This is a genomic window from Sphingosinicella rhizophila, from assembly GCF_032378825.1.
Lineage (GTDB): Bacteria > Pseudomonadota > Alphaproteobacteria > Sphingomonadales > Sphingomonadaceae > Allosphingosinicella > Allosphingosinicella rhizophila.
This window is the reverse complement of record NZ_JAVUPU010000002.1, coordinates 416,334-436,891: the sequence shown is the minus strand read 5'-3', so window position 1 is coordinate 436,891 and position 20,558 is coordinate 416,334. Positions and strand designations below refer to the sequence as shown.

Below are 20,558 nucleotides of genomic sequence, written 5' to 3'. Positions count from 1 at the left end.
GGGGCTGTCCCGCCACGCTGCGGCGGAGCCTCTTCAACCGTTGATAAGAAAAGAGCCGACCCAATGGGCCGGCTCCTTCCTTTGTCGCTGGCAACCACCCGAAAGTGGCTGCTGGCCGATCCACTACATTCCTGCGCCAGGTCCGTAGGTGATCTCCACGCGGCGGTTCTGAGGCTCACGCACACCGTCGGCGGTTTCGACCAGCGGCCGGCTTTCACCGAACGCTTCCGTCGCCATCGCACCGTCGGGAACACCACGACCCGCAAGGTAGGACCTCACATTGGCGGCACGCCGTTCGGAGAGACCGACATTGTAGCTGGCCGAACCCGACCGATCCGCGTGACCTGCGATCATCACCTGGGCAGAACCAGTCTGCTGATAGGTGGCGGCCGCATTGTCGAGAATGGCGGCGGCCTGCGGCGTGATATCCGACTTATCCCAGTCGAAGAACACGATGTACGGACCGACCGTCTGAACCGGCGGCGGGGGCGGCGGAGGCGGCGGGGGCGGCGGGGGCGGCGGCGGGGGCGGCGGCGGGGCTGGCTCAGGCGCCGGCTCGGCCGGGCCGCCCAGCTTGAAGGTCAGCGAGCCGTAGATCGCATGATCCTTCACGTCGTCGTTGAACCGTCCCAGATAGCCGATGCGACCGGTGATCTTGTCGGACATGACCCCGGCAAGGCTCAGGCCAGCCACGATCGAACCACGATCGTAACGTTCGGCCTTCCGGAAGTCGCTGCCGGCCGGAGCATCCGCGAAGCGGAGGTCGACACCCATTGTCCGATCGCCGAAGTCGTGGCGATAGGCCAATTTGGCTTCCGGAACGATGCCGCCGAAATTGCCGGCCCACTTCAGCCCGATGAGGCCCGAGGTCTGGCTCTCCGTCTGGCTGTCGATGGCCAGATTGGCGCCCGGAACACCGCTTTCCACGAACGACTTCAGCTTGATGCTGGTGTGGTCGATCGCGACGAACGGTGTGATCCACGAGCCGCCCATGTCGAAGCGAGCACCCGCCTCACCATAGAAGGACCAGACGTTGGCATCTGGCTCGCCGGTGATGTTGCCACCGAAGTTGCCGATGTCGATCGTGCGTTCGCTGTCGCCGTCCATCATCGAGTAGCTGCCGACTGCCTTGATGTAGAAGTTGCCCACATCATAAGCGGCGGTCAGACCCAGCTGCCAGCCATCGGAGTCGATGTCGCTACCGAGGGCATCCCGGAACTTCATGTCGGCATTGCGATAACCAGCGAAGGCACCGAGCTGGAAGTTGTTGCCGAACCGATAGTCGACACCGAGCAACGCGGCCCAATTATTGGCCTTGTACCCGATGAAGTTGTCGTTCCCGTCAAGCTTGTTCCAGTTGTAGGTGCCCAGGATCCAGAACCGTGCACCCTTTTCAGGCGTACGGCAGGCATCGACACCGCGAATGTCGATCGCGCAGTCGATCTGGTCCGCAATGAACACGTTGTTGGTGAACGTGTTGTTCCGGATGTTGTGGACATAGAGCGGATATTCGACGCCGCTCAGCTGATCCAAGGCGTCATAATATTCGGCCTCGGTCGGCAGGGTGAAGAATTCCGCCAGCAGGTTGGCGAACGGTCCGGTCAGGGTCGGGCTGTAGACAGCCTCGAGGCCTCCACCGACCGCAGCCTGGTTGGCCGTCTCGTCGCCGAGCTGACCGAAGGGCGTGCGGCTGATCGTCAGATCGACGTTCTCGTTCGCATCGTAGGTGATCTGCGCGTTGATCAGGAAGTTCGCGCCATCGACCTCCGGGCTGTTGTCGGCAAACTCGCCGGTCAGCGAATCCGCCTCGATGATGTTGTCGAAATTATATTCATCATCCCACAGGAATGGCGCGCCATTCTCGTAGTTCGGGCGAAGATCCAGGGTCGCACCGGAGATATCCGCCGTATTGGCGAAGATCTGCGGATAATCGGCCTCTGCTTCCGTAGCGACCGAGCTGATCGGCAGCTCGAGAGCCAGCGTTCCACCAGCGGCGATGTTGAAGTCGCTGACATAGACCTTGGAAGCCGGGTCGTTGTAGCCGTCTTCCCAGGCATTGTGACGAAGGAACAGGGTTCCGTCGGCAGCAATGTCGAGCGAACCTTCGAAGGCCACCGGAGCGGCATCGTCCGTATCGGTTCCGACCGAGTCCGGATTGATGATGCCGTTGAAGGAGGTTTCGCCACCCGACACCAGGATCGCATCATCGGCCGAAAGATCGATATTGCCGTAGATCGATCCGTCGCCGAGCAGGTTGATCTGCACCGCGTTCGGAGCGTTCTGGACGTCGATCGCCGTACCCCAATCACGATCGAGCCCGCCATCTGTGCTGATCGCGGCCTGGATGTCGCCGCCATCATTATTGATGGTGAGGACTTCCCCTCCGACCGGGGCAGCACCAACGCCGTTATCGTCGATCACGATGCCGTTCGCGGTGGCCAGGCCGCCATTGGCGGTGATGGCCTCGACCGTGATCGAGCTCGTGTTCGTGATGGTCATCGTGTTGACGTTGGAGCCAAGGAAGATGCCCGTGGCGGTTGCCGACGACAGTGTCGCGCCGCTGGCGCTTGCCAGAACGTTGAAGGCGGCATTGTTGTCGATCGTGCCTTCGAGAGCGCCACCTACGACCACCGGCGTACCGGCACCCACGGCGGAGGCGCTGATGCCGACCGCGCTCGCACCGGCGAAGCCGGCGGTTCCGGCCGCGACAGCCACCGCCGACACGTCGAAGGTGGTGCTGTTGTCGACCGTCAGCGTGCCCCCAGAGGCGACCAGCACATAACCGGCGGCGCCGGCCGATGCATTGGCCACACCAGCGGTCGCAGACGCGCTCGCCGTTGCGCTGACGTCGAAGTCGGCACCCGCATTGTTGAGGAAGGTTGCATTCCAATCCTCAGCAGCGACGGCCTGGAAGACGCCCAAGGCACCGGCACTTGCCGTAGCCGAAGCCGTCCCGACCGCCGAGGCGACCGCAGCCACGTCGAAGTTACCTGAATTCTCGACCGAGGCATTGGCGACACCGCCGACCGTCAGAGATTCGGCGGTCGGCGCCGTCGTAATCGTAATGCCCGCGGTGGTCGTGAAGGTGAGGGTGAAATCGGTGTCATAGTCGATCGCGGTGACCAACTGGCTGATACCGGTAGCAAAGGCGCCCGCGCCAGCGGCCGTTCCCCCGACAGCCGCGGCGTCCGCCGTGACCGACAGGACCGCGTCCACGTCGTTGACCACACTTGCCGTAGCTTCAAGGCCAGCAGCTTGCTGATAGATGCCGAATGCTCCGGCACCCGCACCAGCAACCTCGGCGGCCGTGGCGTTGGCGACAGCGCCGACGACCATGCTGCCGTTGTTGGTCAGAGAAGCCACAGCGGTTCCGACCGGGGTTGCCGTGACCTCGCCGTTCACGACGACCGGCGGGACCGGCGGGATGACGGGCAGAACCACGTTCGCCCCGATCGCGCCTTCAACCGCTGTCGCAACCTGGCTAACACCGGACGCGCCTGCGAAGGCGAATGCCGATGTGGCCACCGTAACGGCGGTCGTGCCAGCACCGACTTCAATGCCATTGGCATTGGCTTCGGCGGTGAAGGACAGATCGCCTTCATTGTTGAGGATGGCCGAAGCCGTCGCACCGCGCGCCGCCTGATCGATGCCGTCCACGAAGGCGGAAGCCGAAGCGGCGATACCGCCGACCAGGGTGTCGACCGGACCGCCGACGGCATTGGCCGTAGCGGCCATGGCGATCGTGCCGGTGTTGGTCAGAGAGGCCAAGGCCAGACCCGACGGAACGTCGGCAATCTCACCGGTGAGATTACCCGGAGCGACCAGATCGCCGGAGAATGTGATCTGGATCTCGGCTGCGAGCGCAGACTGATTGATACCCTCGACCGACGCTTCGGCAGCGGCCTGGGTGCTGCCGGTCGCATTGGCGACGGCGGCAAAGGTCATCACATCCTGGTTGTCGATCAGAGCGCTGGCATCCGTTCCCGCCGCGGACTGGTTAAGGCCACCAACCACATGAGCATGGGCATAAGCCTGCTCATCCGCTGCCGCATCGGCATTCGCCGTCACGCTGAGCGCCCCGGTGTTCGTCAGCGATACCGAGGCCGGACCGGCATTCTCGATCGTGAGCGCGCCGGTAAAGCCGCCGGTCGTACCGACGATGGTGAAGGTACCCGTGGTGCCGCCGAAGGCAGACTGGCTAACGCCGTTCGCATGCGCCGAAGCATATGCATCCGCGTCGAGGCCGATATTGCCGTCGGTGGACAAAGCCTTCGCGTTAGCGGCGATCGTGAGCGTGCCGAGACCGTCGGTGCCGCCATTGGTGAACACCGCCGAAGCGCCGTCGCCCGCATAGGCCCCCTGGAAGATAGCCGCGCCGGAACCGGCCACGGCGGTAGCGAAGACATCGTCACCACCCGTTGCCGTTGCGTCCGCGGTGATGGCCAGCGCTCCGCTATTCTCGATCACCGCGACGGCCGTGCCGGAGACACCGCCAGCAGCGATCTGAGTGATGCCGTCGCTGACATATGCGCTCGCTACCGCAGTATCGTCCCCAAGCGCGTCGGCCGCGGCTGCGATCGTAAGCGAACCGTCATTGGCTATCGAAGCGAACGCATTCCCAAGGTCACCATTCGCAGAAGCGCTCTGGTAAATACCGTCCTCTATGCTTGCATATGCGAACACATCGTCATCGGCCAAAGCGTTTGCGGTCGCACTGATGTCGAGCGCACCCGAATTGCTGATTACTGCATCGGCATCGACATCGCCGAACGCATATTGCGAGATCCCGTAGCTCACGGTGGCGGTGGCCGTTGCCGAACCATCGATACCGGTCGCATTCGCCAATGCCGAAATATTCAGCGAGGCGGCGGTACCGTTGGACAGAGAAGCCGCCGCGACGCCATCGTCATCGTTGGCGACAGCCGACTGATAGATGCCGTCGACATAAGCCTCGGCGCCGGCATCGGCGCCGCCGCCCTCTCCGGCGAAAGCATTCGCTTCGGCCGAGATATCGAGGAGACCCGTGTTGGCAAGGCCGACGCTGGCGTTGCCGCCGGTGCCGGTCGCGAAGGCATATTGCGAAATCGCATTATCGACAGTGGCCGTCGCCGTGGCGCGATCCGTGGTTCCCGTCGCATTGGCGAGAGCGGAAATGGTGATCGCGCCCGCATTCGTCAGATCGACTGCAGCAACGGCATCCGTCATGTTGGCATTTGCCGTCTGGTAGATGCCATATTCGACTTCAGCGAAGGCCTCGCCATCCGAGCCACTGCCGGTCGCTACAGCCGAGATGGCCAAGCTGCCGGTCAGCTGGTTGTCCAGCGAAACAAGTGCGCTGCCACCAGTGCCATAGGCCGTGGCGGTCTGATAGATGCCGGTTTCGACGGTCGCATCGGCATCCCCATCAGCGGTGCCAATGGCGACTGCATTCGCCGTTATATTGAGCGCGCCGCTATTTACGATGTTCGCATCGGCCAGCGTGCTGCCCGTAGCCGACTGATAAATCCCGGTGTCGATATAGGCCTGGGCCGTGGCGCTGCCATTGGTGGCATTGGCGACGGCGTTTGCCCCGATGTTCAGCGTGCCGGCATTATCGACCGTTGCGGTCGCAGCACCATCGCCTCCGGCTGCGTAGGCCGCATTGTAAATGCCGTATGCCGAGATCGAAGCGTCCGCGTCGGCGCTGGCGCCGGTCGCGGTCGCCGAAGCGAGAATATCAAGGGTGCCATTATTGTCGACAACCGCGTTACGGGTCGAATCGTCACCCGGCGCCCAGGCAGACTGATAGATGCCGGTACGGATGGTGGCATCCGCTTCAGCATTTCCAGTAACATCGGCAACGGCCACCGCAGAGATTTCCAAGGTGCCATTGTTGATGATGTTGGCATCAGCGTCGACGCCTGTCTTTGCAAAGGAACCATAACCGGCATTGTAAACGCCAATGCCGATGTCGGCTTCGGCATTGCCCGTCGTGCCGCCGCCTGCCGGGGCACCATTGGCCTGAGCAATGGCGTTGATCGAAATAGTGCCATCGTTGGTGAGGGTGGCATGCATCTCGCCACCGGCAGTTCCGGTGCTTCCAGCATAAGCCGACTGATAGATGCCGGTGCTAATCGATGCACCTGCCGTGACTTCGTCAACGCCGGTCGCCTGCGCGTCTGCAACGATGTTCAAGGTGCCGTCATTATCAAGGACGTTGTAGGCATTGGCGTCCTCACCATAGGCGTAAGCACCCATGAAGATACCGTAGCCGTCAATCTCGGCATTCGCTTCGGCATCATCCTCTGCCACCGCGTCCGCAGTCATCGTGATATTGATCGTGCCGCTGTTCACGATACCGGCAGTGGCCATACCATCATCGGCTGCGCCGGTCGCCCATGCAGTCTGGTAGATACCCGTATCGATCGTGGCGGTCGCATCAGCATCGCCGGTCGTGGCAATGCCGTTGGCCAATGCATTTCCAGCGATGTTGATGGTGCCGGAATTTGCAATGGTCGCCGTGGCGACGCCGCTAACGGCTGTCGCGGTGGCATCCTGATAGATGCCGATATCGATCCGCGCGTTGGCGTCGGCATCACTGCCCGACGGAAGACCGGCAACGCCGGCATTCGCGGTGGCGTTGGCAGCGATATTGATCGTGCCGCCAGTGTTGCTGAGGCCGACAACGGCCGCAGTACCGCCATTGGCGGTCTGATAGATGCCGGTGCCGAAATCGGCGCTGGCATCAGCACTCTGATTCGCGTCGGCGAGGGCATTCGCGGTGAGATTGATCGTGCCTTCGTTGGCAATGGCAACGTTGGCGGATTCGTCAGCATTGGCAGTCTGATAGATGCCATAATCGAGCGTGGCATCAGCTTCCGCCGAACCACCGGTGAACAGCACGTTTTCAGCGACTGCCGATGCCTGGGCGTTGACATCGATCGATGCCCCAGCACCCGTGTTGGCGATCTGGTTGCTGGCGTTCCCGCCGGTCCCCGTCGCGCTCGCCGACTGATAGATGCCGGTCTGGAGATCGACGACCGCAGTCGCGCTGCCCAGCGTGGCATTGGCATAGGCTATCGCATCGACATCGATGGAGCCGGTATTCGTGATATCGTTGGTCGCGAGGCCACTGCTGCCGGTGGCAATAGCGACCTGGCCGATAGCTTCGCTGTTGAACGTACCACCGCCGCTTCCGATCGTAGCGCTGGCAAAAGCCGTCTCGCCGACGGCATTGGCACGAACGCTGATGTCGATCAGGCCGGCATTGGTGAGGTTGTTGTCCGCATTGTCTTCAGCCGAAACATACTGACCAAGACCAATGTCGAGATAGGCATTCGCGGTAACCTGACCATCGGCAATCGCATCGGCGCGGACCGTGACTTCAACCGTGCCGTCGACAGTGTTGTTGAGGTTGTTCGTGCCATCGTCGACGCTGGCGATATATTGCCCGATTGCCGGGCCCGAAACGCTCGCAGAGGCGTACGCGCCGCCACCCAGACCGTCCGCGCCGCCCAGACCGGTGGCCTGCGCGTTGACGACAACGGCGAGGTCGCCGGCATTGTCGATCGTATTAACAGCAGTGGTAGCGAAAACGATGACCTGCTGGATGCCCGCGCCATCGATGCCACCGGTGCCGAGATAGGCGTTGGCAGTGGCGAAGCCATCGGTAGCGTCGGCGAGCGCATTGACGCGCACTTCGAGCGAGCCGGTGCTGGCAATGTCGATGTTGTTGTTCGCTTCGCTGGCGAAGAAGATGTTCTGCTGAACGCCCGTGTCCATCGTGGCGTTGGCCGAAGCATAAGTGGTTGCAGAAGCGGAGGCGTCGGCCCGAACGGTTTGCGTGCCGGCAACCGCGATCGAGTTCGTTGCAGTAGCGTTGCCTACCGCCGTCTGCGTGATTGCGCCCGACTGGCCGGCGCAAGCGCCGCCGTCATCGCCGCCGTCGCCAGCTTCGGCATCGGGGCTGCCGGCGCAGGTCACGACCGCGGTCGCCGTCGCCGCTGCGGCGCCGGTGAGTTCGTCGTCGCGCTGACCGAAGACGGTCGAGCCGACGGGGACAGTGTAGATGTTCACACCCGGAACATCGGCGTCGCTCTGATAGATGCCGGGATCGGAAGCGTCCTGGGCATAGACGACGGCAGGTGCTGCTGCACCCATCGCCAACACCGAAACGCCCCTGGCGAGCAGGCTGATCTTCGAACGGCTCATTGTAGTCCCCTTTTGATTCGGCACGTTATTAGGCCCACACCGCGCAGGCATGGTTGCGACGCTTGTTCGTTCATGAGCGGGAAATAATCAAGCGAGAAATCGCTCCCGGAGGCATTCAGCGCGCTGTGTCCGATCCGCTACAACCTGGAATGACGGCCTCCGCCGAGGCGGCGCCTCGGCAATCTGGCAGCAAATATCTCACTAACACAATGACTTACGGTTGCGCCAATGAATCGCCAAGAGGAGGGCAAGACCAACGGCCCCGCGCCGAAAATAATTTCATCCATTTTGGTGAAGGGAGAGACGGGATGCAGTCGTCGCAACATAAGTGACGCAAAAGCGCCAGAAATTCTTCGCTTAACCGAGGTCTCCGCCCCGCTCCGCGCGCGCCGCGCGGCCGGGATTCGTCTTCTTCCGTCAGGCAGGCTCGGACCCAGCCGACATGGTGGCAGAGCGGGAGATCACATTTGCCTCTGCATCATCATTCGCGAGGCATTGCACGCCAGCGAGGCGCCAGCCTAGACAGACCTGTCCAGAATGAAGTCGACGATGCGCTCGGCCGCGGCTTCGGCGGTCATTCGCGTGGTGTCGATGACGATGTCCGCCTCCTCGGGCTCCTCGTAAGGGGAATCGATGCCGGTGAAGTTGGGCAGCTTGCCCGCGCGCGCCTTGGCATAGAGTCCCTTTACGTCGCGCCGCTCCGCCTCGGCGAGGGGGGCATCGACATGAATCTCCACGAACTCGCCTTCCGGGAACATGGATCGGACCATGCGCCGCTCGGCCCGGAACGGGCTGATGAAGGCGCTGAGCACGATCAGGCCCGCATCCGTCATCAGCTTGGCCACCTCGCCCACCCGCCTGATATTCTCGACCCTGTCGGCATCGGTGAAGCCAAGATCCTTGTTGAGGCCGTGACGGACATTGTCACCATCCAGGAGGAAGCTGTGCTTGCCCAAGGCATGGAGCTTGCGCTCGACCAGATTGGCGATGGTCGATTTGCCAGCCCCGGAGAGGCCGGTGAACCAGAGCAGTTTCGGCTGCTGGTGCTTCTGGGCGGCCCGGGCGGCGCGGCTGATGTCGATCGCCTGCCAATGGACGTTCTGCGCGCGGCGCAAGGCGAAATGAATGGTTCCCGCGCCGACGGTGGCATTGCTCAGCTTGTCGATCAGGATGAAGCCGCCGAGATCCTTGCTGTCATCATAGGATTCGAAGACGATCGGCCGTTCGGTCGCGATGTTGACCACGGCGATGCCGTTCAGCTCCAGCGTCTTGGCAGCAAGATGTTCGGCCGTGTTGACGTTGACCTGATATTTAAGCTCCTGAACGCTGGCCGACACATTCTGGGTCGCGCTCTTCAGCCAGTAGGCACGGCCGGGAAGCAATTCCTCTTCCGCCATCCAGACGAGACTGGCTTCGAACTGGTCGGCGACCTCGGGCGGCGCGGCGGCGGCCGCGATCACGTCGCCGCGCGAGCAATCGACCTCGTCCGCGAGCGTCAGCGTCACCGACTGCCCCGCGACCGCCTCGTCGAGATCGCCGTCGAAGGTGACGATCCGGGCGATGCTGGTGACCTTGCCGGACGGGAGGATGCGGACCTTGTCGCCCGGCCGGGCGGCTCCGCCCGCGACCAGGCCGGAAAATCCGCGAAAGTCGAGATTGGGCCGGTTGACCCACTGGACGGGCATGCGGAACGGTTTCGCGCGATCGAGGTCGGCATCGATCGCCACCGTTTCGAGATGCTCGATCAGGGTGGGTCCGCCATACCAATCCATAGGGCCGGACCGGGCCACGATATTGTCGCCGCCGAGCCCGGAAATGGGCAAGGCGGTGACTTCGCCGATGCCGATCGTGTCGGCGAAAGCCCGATAATCGGCGACGATATCGTCATAGACGGCCCGGTCGTAGCCGACCAGATCCATCTTGTTGACGGCCAGCGCGATGTTCCGGATCCCCAGGAGGTGGGCGAGATAGGAATGGCGCCTGGTCTGGGTGAGCACGCCCTTGCGGGCATCGATCAGGATGATCGCCAGATCGGCGGTCGAGGCGCCGGTGACCATGTTGCGGGTATATTGTTCGTGGCCGGGCGTATCGGCGACAATGAACTTGCGCCTTTCGGTGGCGAAGAAACGATAGGCGACATCGATGGTGATGCCCTGTTCCCGCTCCGCCGCAAGACCATCGACCAGGAGGGCGAAATCGATATTCTCGCCCTGGGTGCCGACCCGCCTGCTGTCCGCGGCCAGGGCCTCGAACGTGTCGTTGAAGATCATCTTGCTGTCGTAGAGAAGCCGGCCGATCAGGGTCGACTTGCCGTCGTCGACCGATCCGCAGGTGATGAACCTGAGTAGGCTCTTGTCCTGATGCCGATCGAGATAGGCGTGGATATCCCGGGCCGCCAACTCCGACACCTCATAGCCACCGCAGGACGCCCAGCCCGCTTCCGGTGCCGGTTCAGAAGATTTGCCAGCGGGCATCAGAAATAGCCCTCCCGCTTCTTCTTCTCCATGCTGGCGCTCTGATCATGGTCGATCGCCCGGCCCTGACGTTCGGAGGTCGTGGTGAGCAGCATTTCCTGGATGATGTCGGGAAGGCTGCTCGCCCGGCTTTCGACCGCGCCGGTGAGCGGGTAGCAACCCAATGTCCGGAAACGGATGGTCCGTTCGACCGGCCGTTCGCCTTCGCGGAGCGGAAAGCGATCGTCGTCCACCATCAGCAGCAGCCCATCGCGCTCCACCGTGGGGCGCGGCGCGGCGAAGTAAAGCGGTACGATCGGAATGTCCTCCCGATAGATATATTGCCAGACGTCGAGTTCGGTCCAGTTGGAGATCGGAAAAACCCTGATGGATTCGCCCTTGGCCTTGCGGGCATTGTAGAGGCGCCACAATTCGGGTCGCTGGTTCTTGGGATCCCAACGGTGATTGGCGGAGCGGAAACTGAACACGCGCTCCTTGGCGCGGCTTTTTTCCTCGTCGCGCCGGGCGCCGCCGAAAGCCACGTCGAAACCGTGCTGGTCGAGGGCCTGCTTCAACCCCTCGGTCTTCCATAAATCGGTGTGAAGCGCGCCATGATCGAACGGATTGATCCCCTGCCTTTTCGCTTCGGGATTGTGATGGACGATCAGTTCCATCCCCGCTTCGCGCGCCATGCGGTCGCGAAGTTCGTACATGGCGCGGAATTTCCAGGTCGTGTCGACGTGAAGCAGGGGAAAAGGCGGCAAGGCGGGATAGAAAGCCTTGCGCGCCAGATGGAGCATCACCGCGCTATCCTTGCCGACCGAATAGAGCATCACCGGCCGCTCGGCCTCGGCAACCACCTCGCGCATGATATGAATGCTTTCGGCCTCGAGCCGCTGAAGGTGATTGAGCGTCATGCCTCGATTTCGATACTGAAGGACCAGCGGGGCCCTCGCCCGCGGTGCCGGGGTATTAGGAGGGTCTGGAGCGTGCAAGCGAAAAGCGTCGGCGGTCCGAGGCCCATCGCCATATAGGGGCCGCACCCGATCTCCTCCCCTTTTGCCCGGAATGGGAAGATCAAGCCCCACGCGGCAGACGAAATAGCGAAAGCACGATACATTCCGGAGACCCAATCTATAACCCATTTGGTTTGGCCTTTAAGGTTCACCAATGCTCTTGGAGCGACCTTGCGAGTAAATGGGAAGGCAAGCAGTGCTTGATTGGCACTTTCTGGGCAGGGATGTCCAACGGCCAGACAGCGAATAGGCGTTGCCCTCACAATTCTTTCGTTCAAGTAAATGTCTTCCGCTTTAAGACGATTACCATCCGTTTTTGAATTCAAGACAATGATTAATTCCTATCACCCACCTTATTCTTGGAATGAGACTTGCACTTGATGTTGCTCCGCTTAAGTGGGGGCCGGTCCCATGAACGGATGGGGTCGATGTGCAGGGGGATTCACATGGTTCAAGTCAAGAAAGCGGAGGTGCGCGAAGCGATCGTCGATGGAGCCTATCGGGTGTTCAGGGAGAAAGGCTATAATGCCGCATCGATCACCTTGCTGGGGCAGGTTGCCGGAATCGCACCCTCTAATATCTATGCTTATTTCGGATCGAAGCTTGAACTTTTCTTCGCGGTCTATGAACCCTGGATCCATAAACAGTTCGGTCGGCTCGAAGCAAAATTGACAGGTCTCGACGATCGTCGGGAACGATTGGTGGGGATCCTGGAATTCCTTTGGATAGACCTTCCTACGCACGACAATGGTTTTGCCAATAATCTGATTCAGGCCGTCTCGAACGCTTCCCCGAAGGAGAGCTTGTCGAGCGACTTGCTCGAATGGTGCGAAGGAACTCTCTGCAGGCTGATGCAGGAGGGCGAGGCAAAGTCGCACGCGAGGCTGGACCAATTGTCCCACATATTGCTGATGGCCTTTGGTGGCTTCGCCATTCGCCATCACCTGAATGCGGTTCGGGAGGATGTGGACGAGCTTATCCAATCGGTTGCCGACAGGCTGCTGGCAGGATGGGCAGGCGACGAAGCGACGCGATGCCGATAAGCCGCGCCGCAATCAGGAACCCAGACGGCGGCGGACGGCGGTTCGTGCGGACTCCTTCACCTTGCCGAGCAGCTTCAGTACCGACCGGATCTCTTCCTTGCGCAGGCCCGCGAACATGTCTTCGATCCACCGTTCGTGACGGGAGGCCATTTTGCGGAACTCGGCACGGCCGGCCGGCGTGAGCCTTATATACTGAACGCGGCGATCACTGGCCGAAGTCCATCTTTCGAGATAGCCCGACCCGACGAGGCGGGCGACCAGCCCGGTCACGTTTCCATTGGTCACCATCATGCGTTTCGAAAGATCGGACAGCGTCATCCCTTCGGGCGCGCGATCGAGCTGCGCCATCAGATCGAAACGGGGCAAGGTGACGTCGAAAGACTCCCGCAATCGGGTACGAATCTCCGCTTCCACAAGAGAGGTGCAGGTCAGCAACCGCAGCCAGAGCCGCAGCTGGTCGTGCGGCGGATCGGACCGGTCCAGGACCTGGGTCTCCGAATCGAGATCGTCGGGAATGTCGTTCATCGGCTCCGGGCCATGTCCAGCACCTCGATCTCGCCAGCGCCTCCGAGCCTCAACCGAGATGCGGCCCGATATCGCCCATGTCGCCGCCGGGACGGCAGCATAGCAGAGCCCATGCGTAGGCCGTGGCGACGGGGCGTGCAATATGGTTCATGGTTAAAACAATATGCTGTGAGTTCCTGCCAGATTCCGCCGGCAATCCGGCCCATCGGCCATGTCCGGTGGACCGGCCGCGGGCGGCCACAAGCGTGAGAATTCACCCTTGTGAGCCATTCCGATTTGTTTTATACCTAAAACATTACGGAGGAACGTCATGCGGGTCGCATGCCTGGGCGGTGGCCCCGCGGGGCTTTATTTCGCCATATCGATGAAGCTGCGGGATGCATCGCATCACGTCGATCTTTTCGAGCGCAACCGGCCCGACGATACCTTCGGCTGGGGCGTGGTCTTTTCAGACCAGACCGTCGAAAATCTGATGGCCAACGATCCGGTGAGCGGCGCCACGATTCGCGACGAATTCGCCCATTGGGACGATATCGACGTCCATATAGGCGGCGAGACCATCACATCGACCGGACACGGCTTCATCGGCATCGGTCGCAAGCGGCTGCTCAACATCCTGCAGAATCGCGCCCGCGAGCTCGGCGTGAACCTGCATTTCGAACATGAAGCCAGCCCGGACCTCGAGGATTGGGGCGATTACGACCTCGTCATCGCCGCGGACGGCGCCAACAGCCGCATTCGCAACCGCTACGAAGAGCATTTCGGCGTCGACATCCAGGTTCGCGCCAATAAATTCTTCTGGTTCGGGACACACAAGGTGTTCGACGCCTTCACCTTCGCCTTCGAGGAGACCGAGGCTGGCTGGGTCTGGGCTCATGCCTATCGCTTCGGCGAAGGTCTTTCGACCTTCATCGTCGAATGCGCGCCCGAGACCTGGGCGAAGCTGGGGTTCGACCGGATGGACCAGGCGCAAGCGATCGCGCTCTGCGAGACGCTGTTCGCCAAGTATCTGGACGGACACGGGCTCATGTCCAATGCAACTCATCGCAAGGGTCCGGAGGCGTGGCTCAACTTCCGGCGCATCATTTGCGACCGCTGGTCCTACCGGAACCTGATCCTGCTCGGCGACGCCGCCCACACCGCTCATTTTTCAATCGGATCCGGGACAAAATTGGCGCTCGAGGATGCGATCAAGCTCGCGGACGTTCTCAACCGTCCGGACTTGCCGCGCGACGTCGCGCTGGAGGAATATCAGGGCGAGCGGAATCTTGAGGTACTGAAGCTCCAGAACTCGGCCAGGAACTCCACCGAATGGTTCGAGACCCTGGACCGCTATCTTCCGTTCGAGCCGATCCAGTTCGCTTATTCGCTGCTGACCCGGTCGCAGCGGGTGAGCCATGAAAATCTCCGGCTGCGCGACAAGGCCTGGCTTGAAGGGGTCGAGCGCTGGTTCCAGACCAGGGCCGCCGGCAGCGCGGTGGACCACGCCGCTCCGCCGATGTTCGCGCCGTTCCGACTGCGCGAGCTGAGCCTGGAGAACAGGATCGTGGTGTCGCCCATGGCAACCTATTCGGCACAAAATGGGCTGCCGAATGACTTCCATCTGGTTCATTATGGCACGCGTGCGCAGGGCGGCGCCGGCCTGGTCTATACCGAAATGACCTGCATTTCGGCCGACGGCCGGATCACGCCTGGCTGTACCGGTCTCTACGCGCCCGAGCACGTCCAGGCCTGGCGTCGGATCGTCGATTTCGTCCACGCCAATTCCAAGGCGCGCTTCTGCCTCCAACTCGGCCATTCCGGGCCCAAGGGATCCACCAAGGTCGGCTGGGAAGGCTATGACGTGCCCCTGGACGACGGCAATTGGCCGCTTCTGGCGGCATCGAACGTCCCCTGGAGCCCGGAAAACCAAGTGCCGCTGCCGATGACGCGCGCAGACATGGACATGGTCCGCGACCAGTTCGTCGCGGCCGCCGAACGCGGCCTGGAAGCGGGCTTCGACATGATCGAGCTCCACGCCGCCCACGGCTATCTGATTTCCAGCTTCATCACGCCGCTGACCAACAAGCGCACCGACGAATATGGTGGCAGCCTGGAGAACAGGCTGCGCTATCCGCTCGAGGTCTTCCGGGCGGTGCGCGCCGCGTGGCCGTCCCACAAGCCGATGTCGGTGCGCATCTCGGCCAATGACTGGATGGGAGACCTCGGCGTGACGCCCGACGAAGCGGTCGAGATCGCCCGCGCCTTCTGGGAGGAAGGCGCCGACCTTATCGACGTTTCGGCCGGACAGACCTGGGCCGATTGCAAGCCGATCTACGGACGAATGTTCCAGACTCCGTTCGCCGACCAGATCCGCAACGAGGCGCGGGTCGCTACGATGGCGGTCGGCAATATCTACGAAGCCGATCACGTGAACTCGATCCTGGCCGCGGGGCGCGCCGATCTGGTCGCCATGGCACGTCCCCATCTCGTCGATCCGATGTGGACGCTGCGCGCGGCCGCCCAGCAGGAATATCGCGGCGTTGCCGTCCCGCCGCCTTATCTCAGCGGCATGACCCAGCTTGCCCGCAACTTGGCACGGGAGGCCGAGATGGCCGCGGCGCTGAAGGCATGAGCAGGCTGGCCGGCCATCATGCGCTTGTCACGGGCGGCGGCACTGGGATCGGCGCCGCCATTGCGCGAAGGTTGGCCGCCGAAGGGGCGAAGCTGACGCTTGTCGGCCGGCGCGAAAAGCCGCTGCAAGAGACGGCCGAAGCGATCGGCGGTGCCATCGCCCTAGCCGACGTGACCGATCGGCTGCAGGTCGAGGGTGCCTTCACCGCTGCCCGCCATGCCAATGGTCCCGTCACCATCCTCGTCAACAATGCCGGCGCTGCCGAAAGCGCGCCCTTCCCCAAGGTCGGGGAAGATATGTGGAAGCGCCTGCTGGCGGTCAATCTGGACGCCCTGTTCCATTGCTGTCAGGCCGCTCTTCCCGACCTTCTGCAGGCCGAGGCTGGAAGGATCGTGACCATCGCCTCGACGGCCAGCCTCAAAGGCTATGCCTATATCGCGCCCTATGTCGCGGCAAAACATGGCGCCGTCGGCCTCACGCGCGCGCTGGCGGCCGAATATGCACGGACCGGAATGACCGTTAACGCGGTCTGCCCGGGTTTTACCGACACGGACCTAGTGGCGCGCGCGGCGGCGGAGATCACGGCCAAGACGGGCCGCGACGACGAAGCGTCGCGCACCGAACTCGCCAAGTTCAATCCACAGCGCCGGCTGATAAAGCCCGCGGAGGTTGCCGAAGCGGTGCTCTGGCTTTGTCTGCCGGAAAGCCAAGCGATCAACGGCCAGGCGATTGCCGTCGCCGGCGGGGAGGTGATGTGAATTTCGATCCCAGGGGGTTTGACCCGAAGCATTTCCGCTGGAACTTCGAAGAGGGTGTCGCGACCGTCACCCTGAACCGGCCGGAACGCAAGAATCCGCTGACCTTCGACAGCTATGCCGAGCTCCGCGACATGTTTCGCGCGCTCGCCTATGCGCCGGAGGTCAAGGCCGTGATCATGGCGGGCGCGGGCGGCAATTTCAGCTCGGGCGGAGACGTCCATGAGATCATCGGTCCGCTGACTGAAATGGACATGCCCCAATTATTGGCCTTCACCCGAATGACCGGAGACCTCGTCAAGGCGATGCGGGGCTGCCCTCAGCCGATCGTCGCGGCGCTGGACGGGATCTGCGTAGGCGCGGGAGCGATCATCGCGATGGCATCCGATATCCGGCTTGCCACGGCCCGGACGAAGACCGCCTTCCTGTTCACCCGGGTAGGACTCGCAGGCTGCGACATGGGCGCCTGCGCGATCCTCCCACGGATCATCGGCCAGGGCCGCGCCTCCGAACTCTTGTTCACGGGTCGGGTCATGACGGCCGAGGAAGGGGAGCGCTGGGGCTTCCACAACCGGATCGTGGCCGGCGAAGCGCTGCTCGACGAAGCCGTTGCCGTGGCGCAGGGACTGGCCGCCGGCCCGACCTTCGCCCACGGCATCACCAAGACGCAGCTCAACACCGAATGGAATGTCAGCCTGGAAACGGCGATCGAGATGGAGGCTCAGGCGCAGGCAATCTGCATGGCCACCAAGGACTTCCGGCGCGCTTTCGAGGCGTTCGCCGCCAAATCGACACCGGTGTTCGAGGGCGATTGATGGCCGACAAATCCTTTCTGGCCTGGCCTTTCTTCGACGACAGCCACCGCCGGCTGGCGGAAGAGCTGGAACGATGGTGCGAGACCGAGCTTGCCGGCGACGCACATGAGGAGAATGTCGACGAGGCCTGTCGCCATCTGGTGCGCAGGCTCGGCGAGGGCGGCTGGCTCCGTTATTGCGTGCCGGCCGCTTATGGTGGCCTTCACGACAAATTGGACATCAGGTCGCTCGCGCTCATCCGCGAGATTCTGGCCCGCTTTTCCGGGCTCGCCGATTTCGCCTTCGCCATGCAGGGCCTGGGGTCGGGGACGATCAGCCTGTTCGGAACCGAGGCGCAGAAGGCAGCCTATCTACCGGCTGTCGCGTCGGGCGGGAAGATCGCCGCCTTCGCCCTGACCGAGCCCGGGTCGGGCTCCGACGTCGCATCGATCGAGACCGAGGCGCGGGAAGAAGGATCCGGCTACCGTATCGACGGGGCCAAGACCTATATCTCCAATGGCGGGATCGCCGATTTCTACATCCTCTTCGCCCGCACCGGGGAGGCGCCGGGCGCCAAGGGCCTTACCGCCTTCATCGCCGACGCCGGCACCGCCGGGCTGGATGATTCGGAACGGATCCGGGTGATCGCGCCGCACCCGCTGGCTACCCTGCGCTTCACCGGCATGCAGCTCCCGGCCGAGGCGCTGCTGGGCGAACGCGGCCGGGGATTTGCCCAGGCCATGGCCACGCTCGACGTCTTTCGTACCACTGTCGGCGCGGCTGCGCTGGGTTTCGCGCGACGGGCTCTCGACGAGGCCACCGAACGGGCGCTGACCCGGCGGCTGGGGACCGGAACGCTGGCCGACAACCCGATAACCCAGTCCAAGCTTGCCGAGATGGTGCTGGACGTGGATACTTCCGCCCTACTCATCTACCGCGCGGCCTGGCTGCGCGACGTGAAGGGATTGCGCAACAGCCGCGAGGCGGCACTCGCCAAGCTCCATGCCACCGACAGCGCGCAGCAGGTGATTGACAAGGCGGTGCAGATCTTCGGCGGCATGGGCGTGACCCACGGCGTGCCGGTGGAGTCCCTCTATCGCGAAATCAGGGCGCTCAGGATCTACGAAGGCGCGTCCGAAGTGCAAAAAGTAGTGATCGCGCGCGCGCATCTTCAGGAAAACCGACCATGAAAACATTGCTCCCCAGCGGCTGGCAGCGCCCGAAAGGCTATGCGAACGGCATTTCGGCACGCGGCCGCACGATCCTTACCGCCGGCGTCGTCGGCTGGAACAGCGACGGAGTGTTCGCGTCCGGCATCGCAGGCCAGTTCCGGCAGTTGCTGCTCAATATATTGGCCATTCTCGCGGAGGATGAAGCCGGACCCGAACATGTCGTCAGGATGACCTGGTATATCGTCAGCAGGGACGATTATGTCGCGAACCTTGGCGAGATCGGCGCGATTTACCGGGAATTGATGGGGAGGAACTTCCCAGCCATGGCCGTGGTCCAGGTGGCCGGGCTGGTGGAACCCGAAGCCCTGATCGAGATCGAAACAACAGCGATGGTCCCCGACTGATGACGACGGCCCATATCGACACTTTCGTCCGCGATCGGCTGCCGCCGCCGGATCAGCAACCGGATTTCCTCTTCGATCTGCCGGAGCTCCAATATCCGCGGAAGTTGAACGCGGCGGTGGAACTGATCGACAAGGCCGATCCCGGCCGGCTCGCCGTCATCAACGATGCCGGAAGCTGGACCTATGGCGAGATGAAGGATCTTTCCGATCGGATCGCCCGCCTGCTGGCCGAAGAAGAAGGGCTGGTGCCGGGGAATCGCGTCTTCCTGCGCGGACCGAACAATGCGATGATGTTCGCGGCGTGGCTTGGGATCCTCAAGGCCGGGGGGATCGCGGTCGCGACGATGCCGATCCTTCGCCCCGGCGAGATTGCCACGATCATAGAGCGAGCCGATATCCGGCATGCCATCGTCGATGCGCGAACGCTGGACGATTTCACCAAAGCCGCCTCAACGACCGGTCGCATAGGATCGCTCCTCACCTATGAAGGCGATGCCGGCGGCGGGATGCTGGAAACGAGGCTGGCGTCGGTTCAACCCGGCTTTGCGGCGGTCGACACGGAACGGGACGACGTCGCGTTGCTGGCCTTCACATCGGGCACCACCGGCAAGCCCAAAGGCTGCATCCATTTTCACCGCGACATCCTGGCTCCCGCGGACGCCTTCGCGCGCCATATCCTGGCGCCGCAGACAGGCGAACGATGGGCCTGTTCGGCACCGATCGCCTTCACCTTCGGCCTCGGCCAGCAGTTGATCTTCCCGTTCCGCTTCGGTGGCACGGCAGTGACGATCGAGGCGCCGACGCCGCCTGCCTTGGTGGCCGCGATCGAGAAATTCGAGGTGACCACGCTGGGCACGGCACCCACCGCCTATAAGGCGATCCTCAGCCAGCTGGAGGGCCGGGACATATCGTCGTTGCGGACCTGCGTCTCCGCCGGCGAACATCTGCCCGCGGCGACCTGGCATGCGTGGAAGGAGGCGACCGGGATCGCCATCGTCGACGGGATCGGGGCCACCGAAATGATGCACATCTTCATTTCGGCGCGCGGCGATGACATCCGGCCGGGCGCCACGGGCAAGGCCGTTCCCGGCTACCGCGCCTGCGTGCTCGACGCCGATGACCGCCCCCTCCCCCATGGCGTCGGGCGTCTCGCGATCAAGGGACCGACGGGTTGCCGCTATTTCGACGACGACCGCCAGGCCAATTATGTCGTCAAGGGCTGGAACGTCACGGGCGATACATATCGGGCCGACGAGGAAGGCTATTTCTGGTACGTTGCCCGCTCCGACGACATGATCATCTCATCGGGCTATAATATCGCTGCGCCGGAGGTGGAAAACGCCCTCTATTCCCACGAAGCGGTGCAGGAATGCGCTGTCATCGGCGTACCATGCGAGGAACGCGGACAGAAAGTGAAGGCGTTTGTCGTCCTGGCGCCCGGCCAGACCGCCGGCCCGGCACTGGCCGAATCCCTGCAGAACCACGTCAAGGCGGTGATCGCCCCCTATAAATATCCGCGGCTCGTGGAGTTCGTCGAGGCCCTTCCCAAAACGGCGACCGGCAAGCTGCAGCGCTACGCGCTCAGGCCGTAA

11 protein-coding genes are annotated in these 20,558 nt (G+C 62.8%); 7 read left to right on the top strand and 4 right to left on the bottom strand.

All coding sequences use genetic code 11. The features are described 5' to 3' along the window. Positions 1–123: 123 nt before the first annotated feature. The 3 genes from RQX22_RS05150 to cysD form a co-directional block, all read right to left on the bottom strand. On the bottom strand, positions 124–8,190 hold the full coding sequence (locus RQX22_RS05150; RefSeq protein ID WP_315724289.1) for an autotransporter domain-containing protein: 8,067 nt from the start codon (positions 8,188–8,190) through the stop codon (positions 124–126). Positions 8,191–8,708: 518 nt separating this feature from the next. Then, positions 8,709–10,664, bottom strand: coding sequence for a sulfate adenylyltransferase subunit CysN (gene cysN / locus RQX22_RS05145; protein ID WP_315724287.1), 1,956 nt, complete (start codon positions 10,662–10,664; stop codon positions 8,709–8,711). Further along, on the bottom strand, positions 10,664–11,560 hold the full coding sequence (gene cysD / locus RQX22_RS05140; protein WP_315724285.1) for a sulfate adenylyltransferase subunit CysD: 897 nt from the start codon (positions 11,558–11,560) through the stop codon (positions 10,664–10,666). The genes cysN and cysD overlap by 1 nt, the downstream gene beginning before the upstream one ends. 545 nt (positions 11,561–12,105) lie before the next feature. On the opposite strand from cysD, the gene RQX22_RS05135 reads away from it, so the two are divergent. After that, positions 12,106–12,702, top strand: coding sequence for a TetR/AcrR family transcriptional regulator (locus tag RQX22_RS05135; protein WP_315724283.1), 597 nt, complete (start codon positions 12,106–12,108; stop codon positions 12,700–12,702). A 12-nt stretch (positions 12,703–12,714) separates the two neighbouring features. Here RQX22_RS05135 and RQX22_RS05130 read toward each other — a convergent pair whose 3' ends face one another. Next, positions 12,715–13,227, bottom strand: coding sequence for a MarR family winged helix-turn-helix transcriptional regulator (locus RQX22_RS05130; RefSeq protein ID WP_315724281.1), 513 nt, complete (start codon positions 13,225–13,227; stop codon positions 12,715–12,717). 310 nt (positions 13,228–13,537) lie between these two features. On the opposite strand from RQX22_RS05130, the gene RQX22_RS05125 reads away from it, so the two are divergent. From RQX22_RS05125 to RQX22_RS05100, 6 genes are read left to right on the top strand one after another with little or no spacing between them, the layout of a single operon-like run. Next, a complete protein-coding gene (locus RQX22_RS05125; protein ID WP_315724279.1) occupies positions 13,538–15,841 on the top strand; it encodes a bifunctional salicylyl-CoA 5-hydroxylase/oxidoreductase in 2,304 nt (767 codons plus the stop codon). Then, positions 15,838–16,599 carry an SDR family NAD(P)-dependent oxidoreductase gene (locus RQX22_RS05120; protein ID WP_315724276.1) on the top strand — a complete coding sequence of 254 codons (762 nt, stop codon included), beginning with the start codon at positions 15,838–15,840 and terminating at the stop codon, positions 16,597–16,599. Before RQX22_RS05125 ends, RQX22_RS05120 begins: the two co-directional genes overlap by 4 nt. Next, positions 16,596–17,411, top strand: a complete 816-nt coding sequence (locus RQX22_RS05115; protein WP_315724274.1) for an enoyl-CoA hydratase family protein — start codon at positions 16,596–16,598, stop codon at positions 17,409–17,411. Before RQX22_RS05120 ends, RQX22_RS05115 begins: the two co-directional genes overlap by 4 nt. Then, a complete protein-coding gene (locus RQX22_RS05110) occupies positions 17,411–18,580 on the top strand; it encodes an acyl-CoA dehydrogenase family protein (protein WP_315724272.1) in 1,170 nt (389 codons plus the stop codon). The genes RQX22_RS05115 and RQX22_RS05110 overlap by 1 nt, the downstream gene beginning before the upstream one ends. Next, positions 18,577–18,966 carry a RidA family protein gene (locus RQX22_RS05105; protein WP_315724270.1) on the top strand — a complete coding sequence of 130 codons (390 nt, stop codon included), beginning with the start codon at positions 18,577–18,579 and terminating at the stop codon, positions 18,964–18,966. The genes RQX22_RS05110 and RQX22_RS05105 overlap by 4 nt, the downstream gene beginning before the upstream one ends. Continuing rightward, the gene (locus RQX22_RS05100) at positions 18,966–20,558 is read left to right on the top strand and encodes an AMP-binding protein (protein ID WP_315724268.1); all 1,593 of its coding nucleotides are present in this window, start codon (positions 18,966–18,968) and stop codon (positions 20,556–20,558) included. The genes RQX22_RS05105 and RQX22_RS05100 overlap by 1 nt, the downstream gene beginning before the upstream one ends.

Excerpts from the sequence above, each read along its gene's own strand:
- RQX22_RS05135 (WP_315724283.1), top strand. The coding sequence starts at position 12,106 with ATGGTTCAAGTCAAGAAAGCGGAGGTGCGCGAAGCGATCGTCGATGGA.
- RQX22_RS05105 (WP_315724270.1), top strand. The coding sequence starts at position 18,577 with ATGAAAACATTGCTCCCCAGCGGCTGGCAGCGCCCGAAAGGCTATGCG.
- cysD (WP_315724285.1), bottom strand. The coding sequence starts at position 11,560 with ATGACGCTCAATCACCTTCAGCGGCTCGAGGCCGAAAGCATTCATATC.
- RQX22_RS05125 (WP_315724279.1), top strand. The coding sequence starts at position 13,538 with ATGCGGGTCGCATGCCTGGGCGGTGGCCCCGCGGGGCTTTATTTCGCC.
- RQX22_RS05150 (WP_315724289.1), bottom strand. The coding sequence starts at position 8,190 with ATGAGCCGTTCGAAGATCAGCCTGCTCGCCAGGGGCGTTTCGGTGTTG.
- cysN (WP_315724287.1), bottom strand. The coding sequence starts at position 10,664 with ATGCCCGCTGGCAAATCTTCTGAACCGGCACCGGAAGCGGGCTGGGCG.
- RQX22_RS05130 (WP_315724281.1), bottom strand. The coding sequence starts at position 13,227 with ATGAACGACATTCCCGACGATCTCGATTCGGAGACCCAGGTCCTGGAC.
- RQX22_RS05120 (WP_315724276.1), top strand. The coding sequence starts at position 15,838 with ATGAGCAGGCTGGCCGGCCATCATGCGCTTGTCACGGGCGGCGGCACT.
- RQX22_RS05110 (WP_315724272.1), top strand. The coding sequence starts at position 17,411 with ATGGCCGACAAATCCTTTCTGGCCTGGCCTTTCTTCGACGACAGCCAC.
- RQX22_RS05100 (WP_315724268.1), top strand. The coding sequence starts at position 18,966 with ATGACGACGGCCCATATCGACACTTTCGTCCGCGATCGGCTGCCGCCG.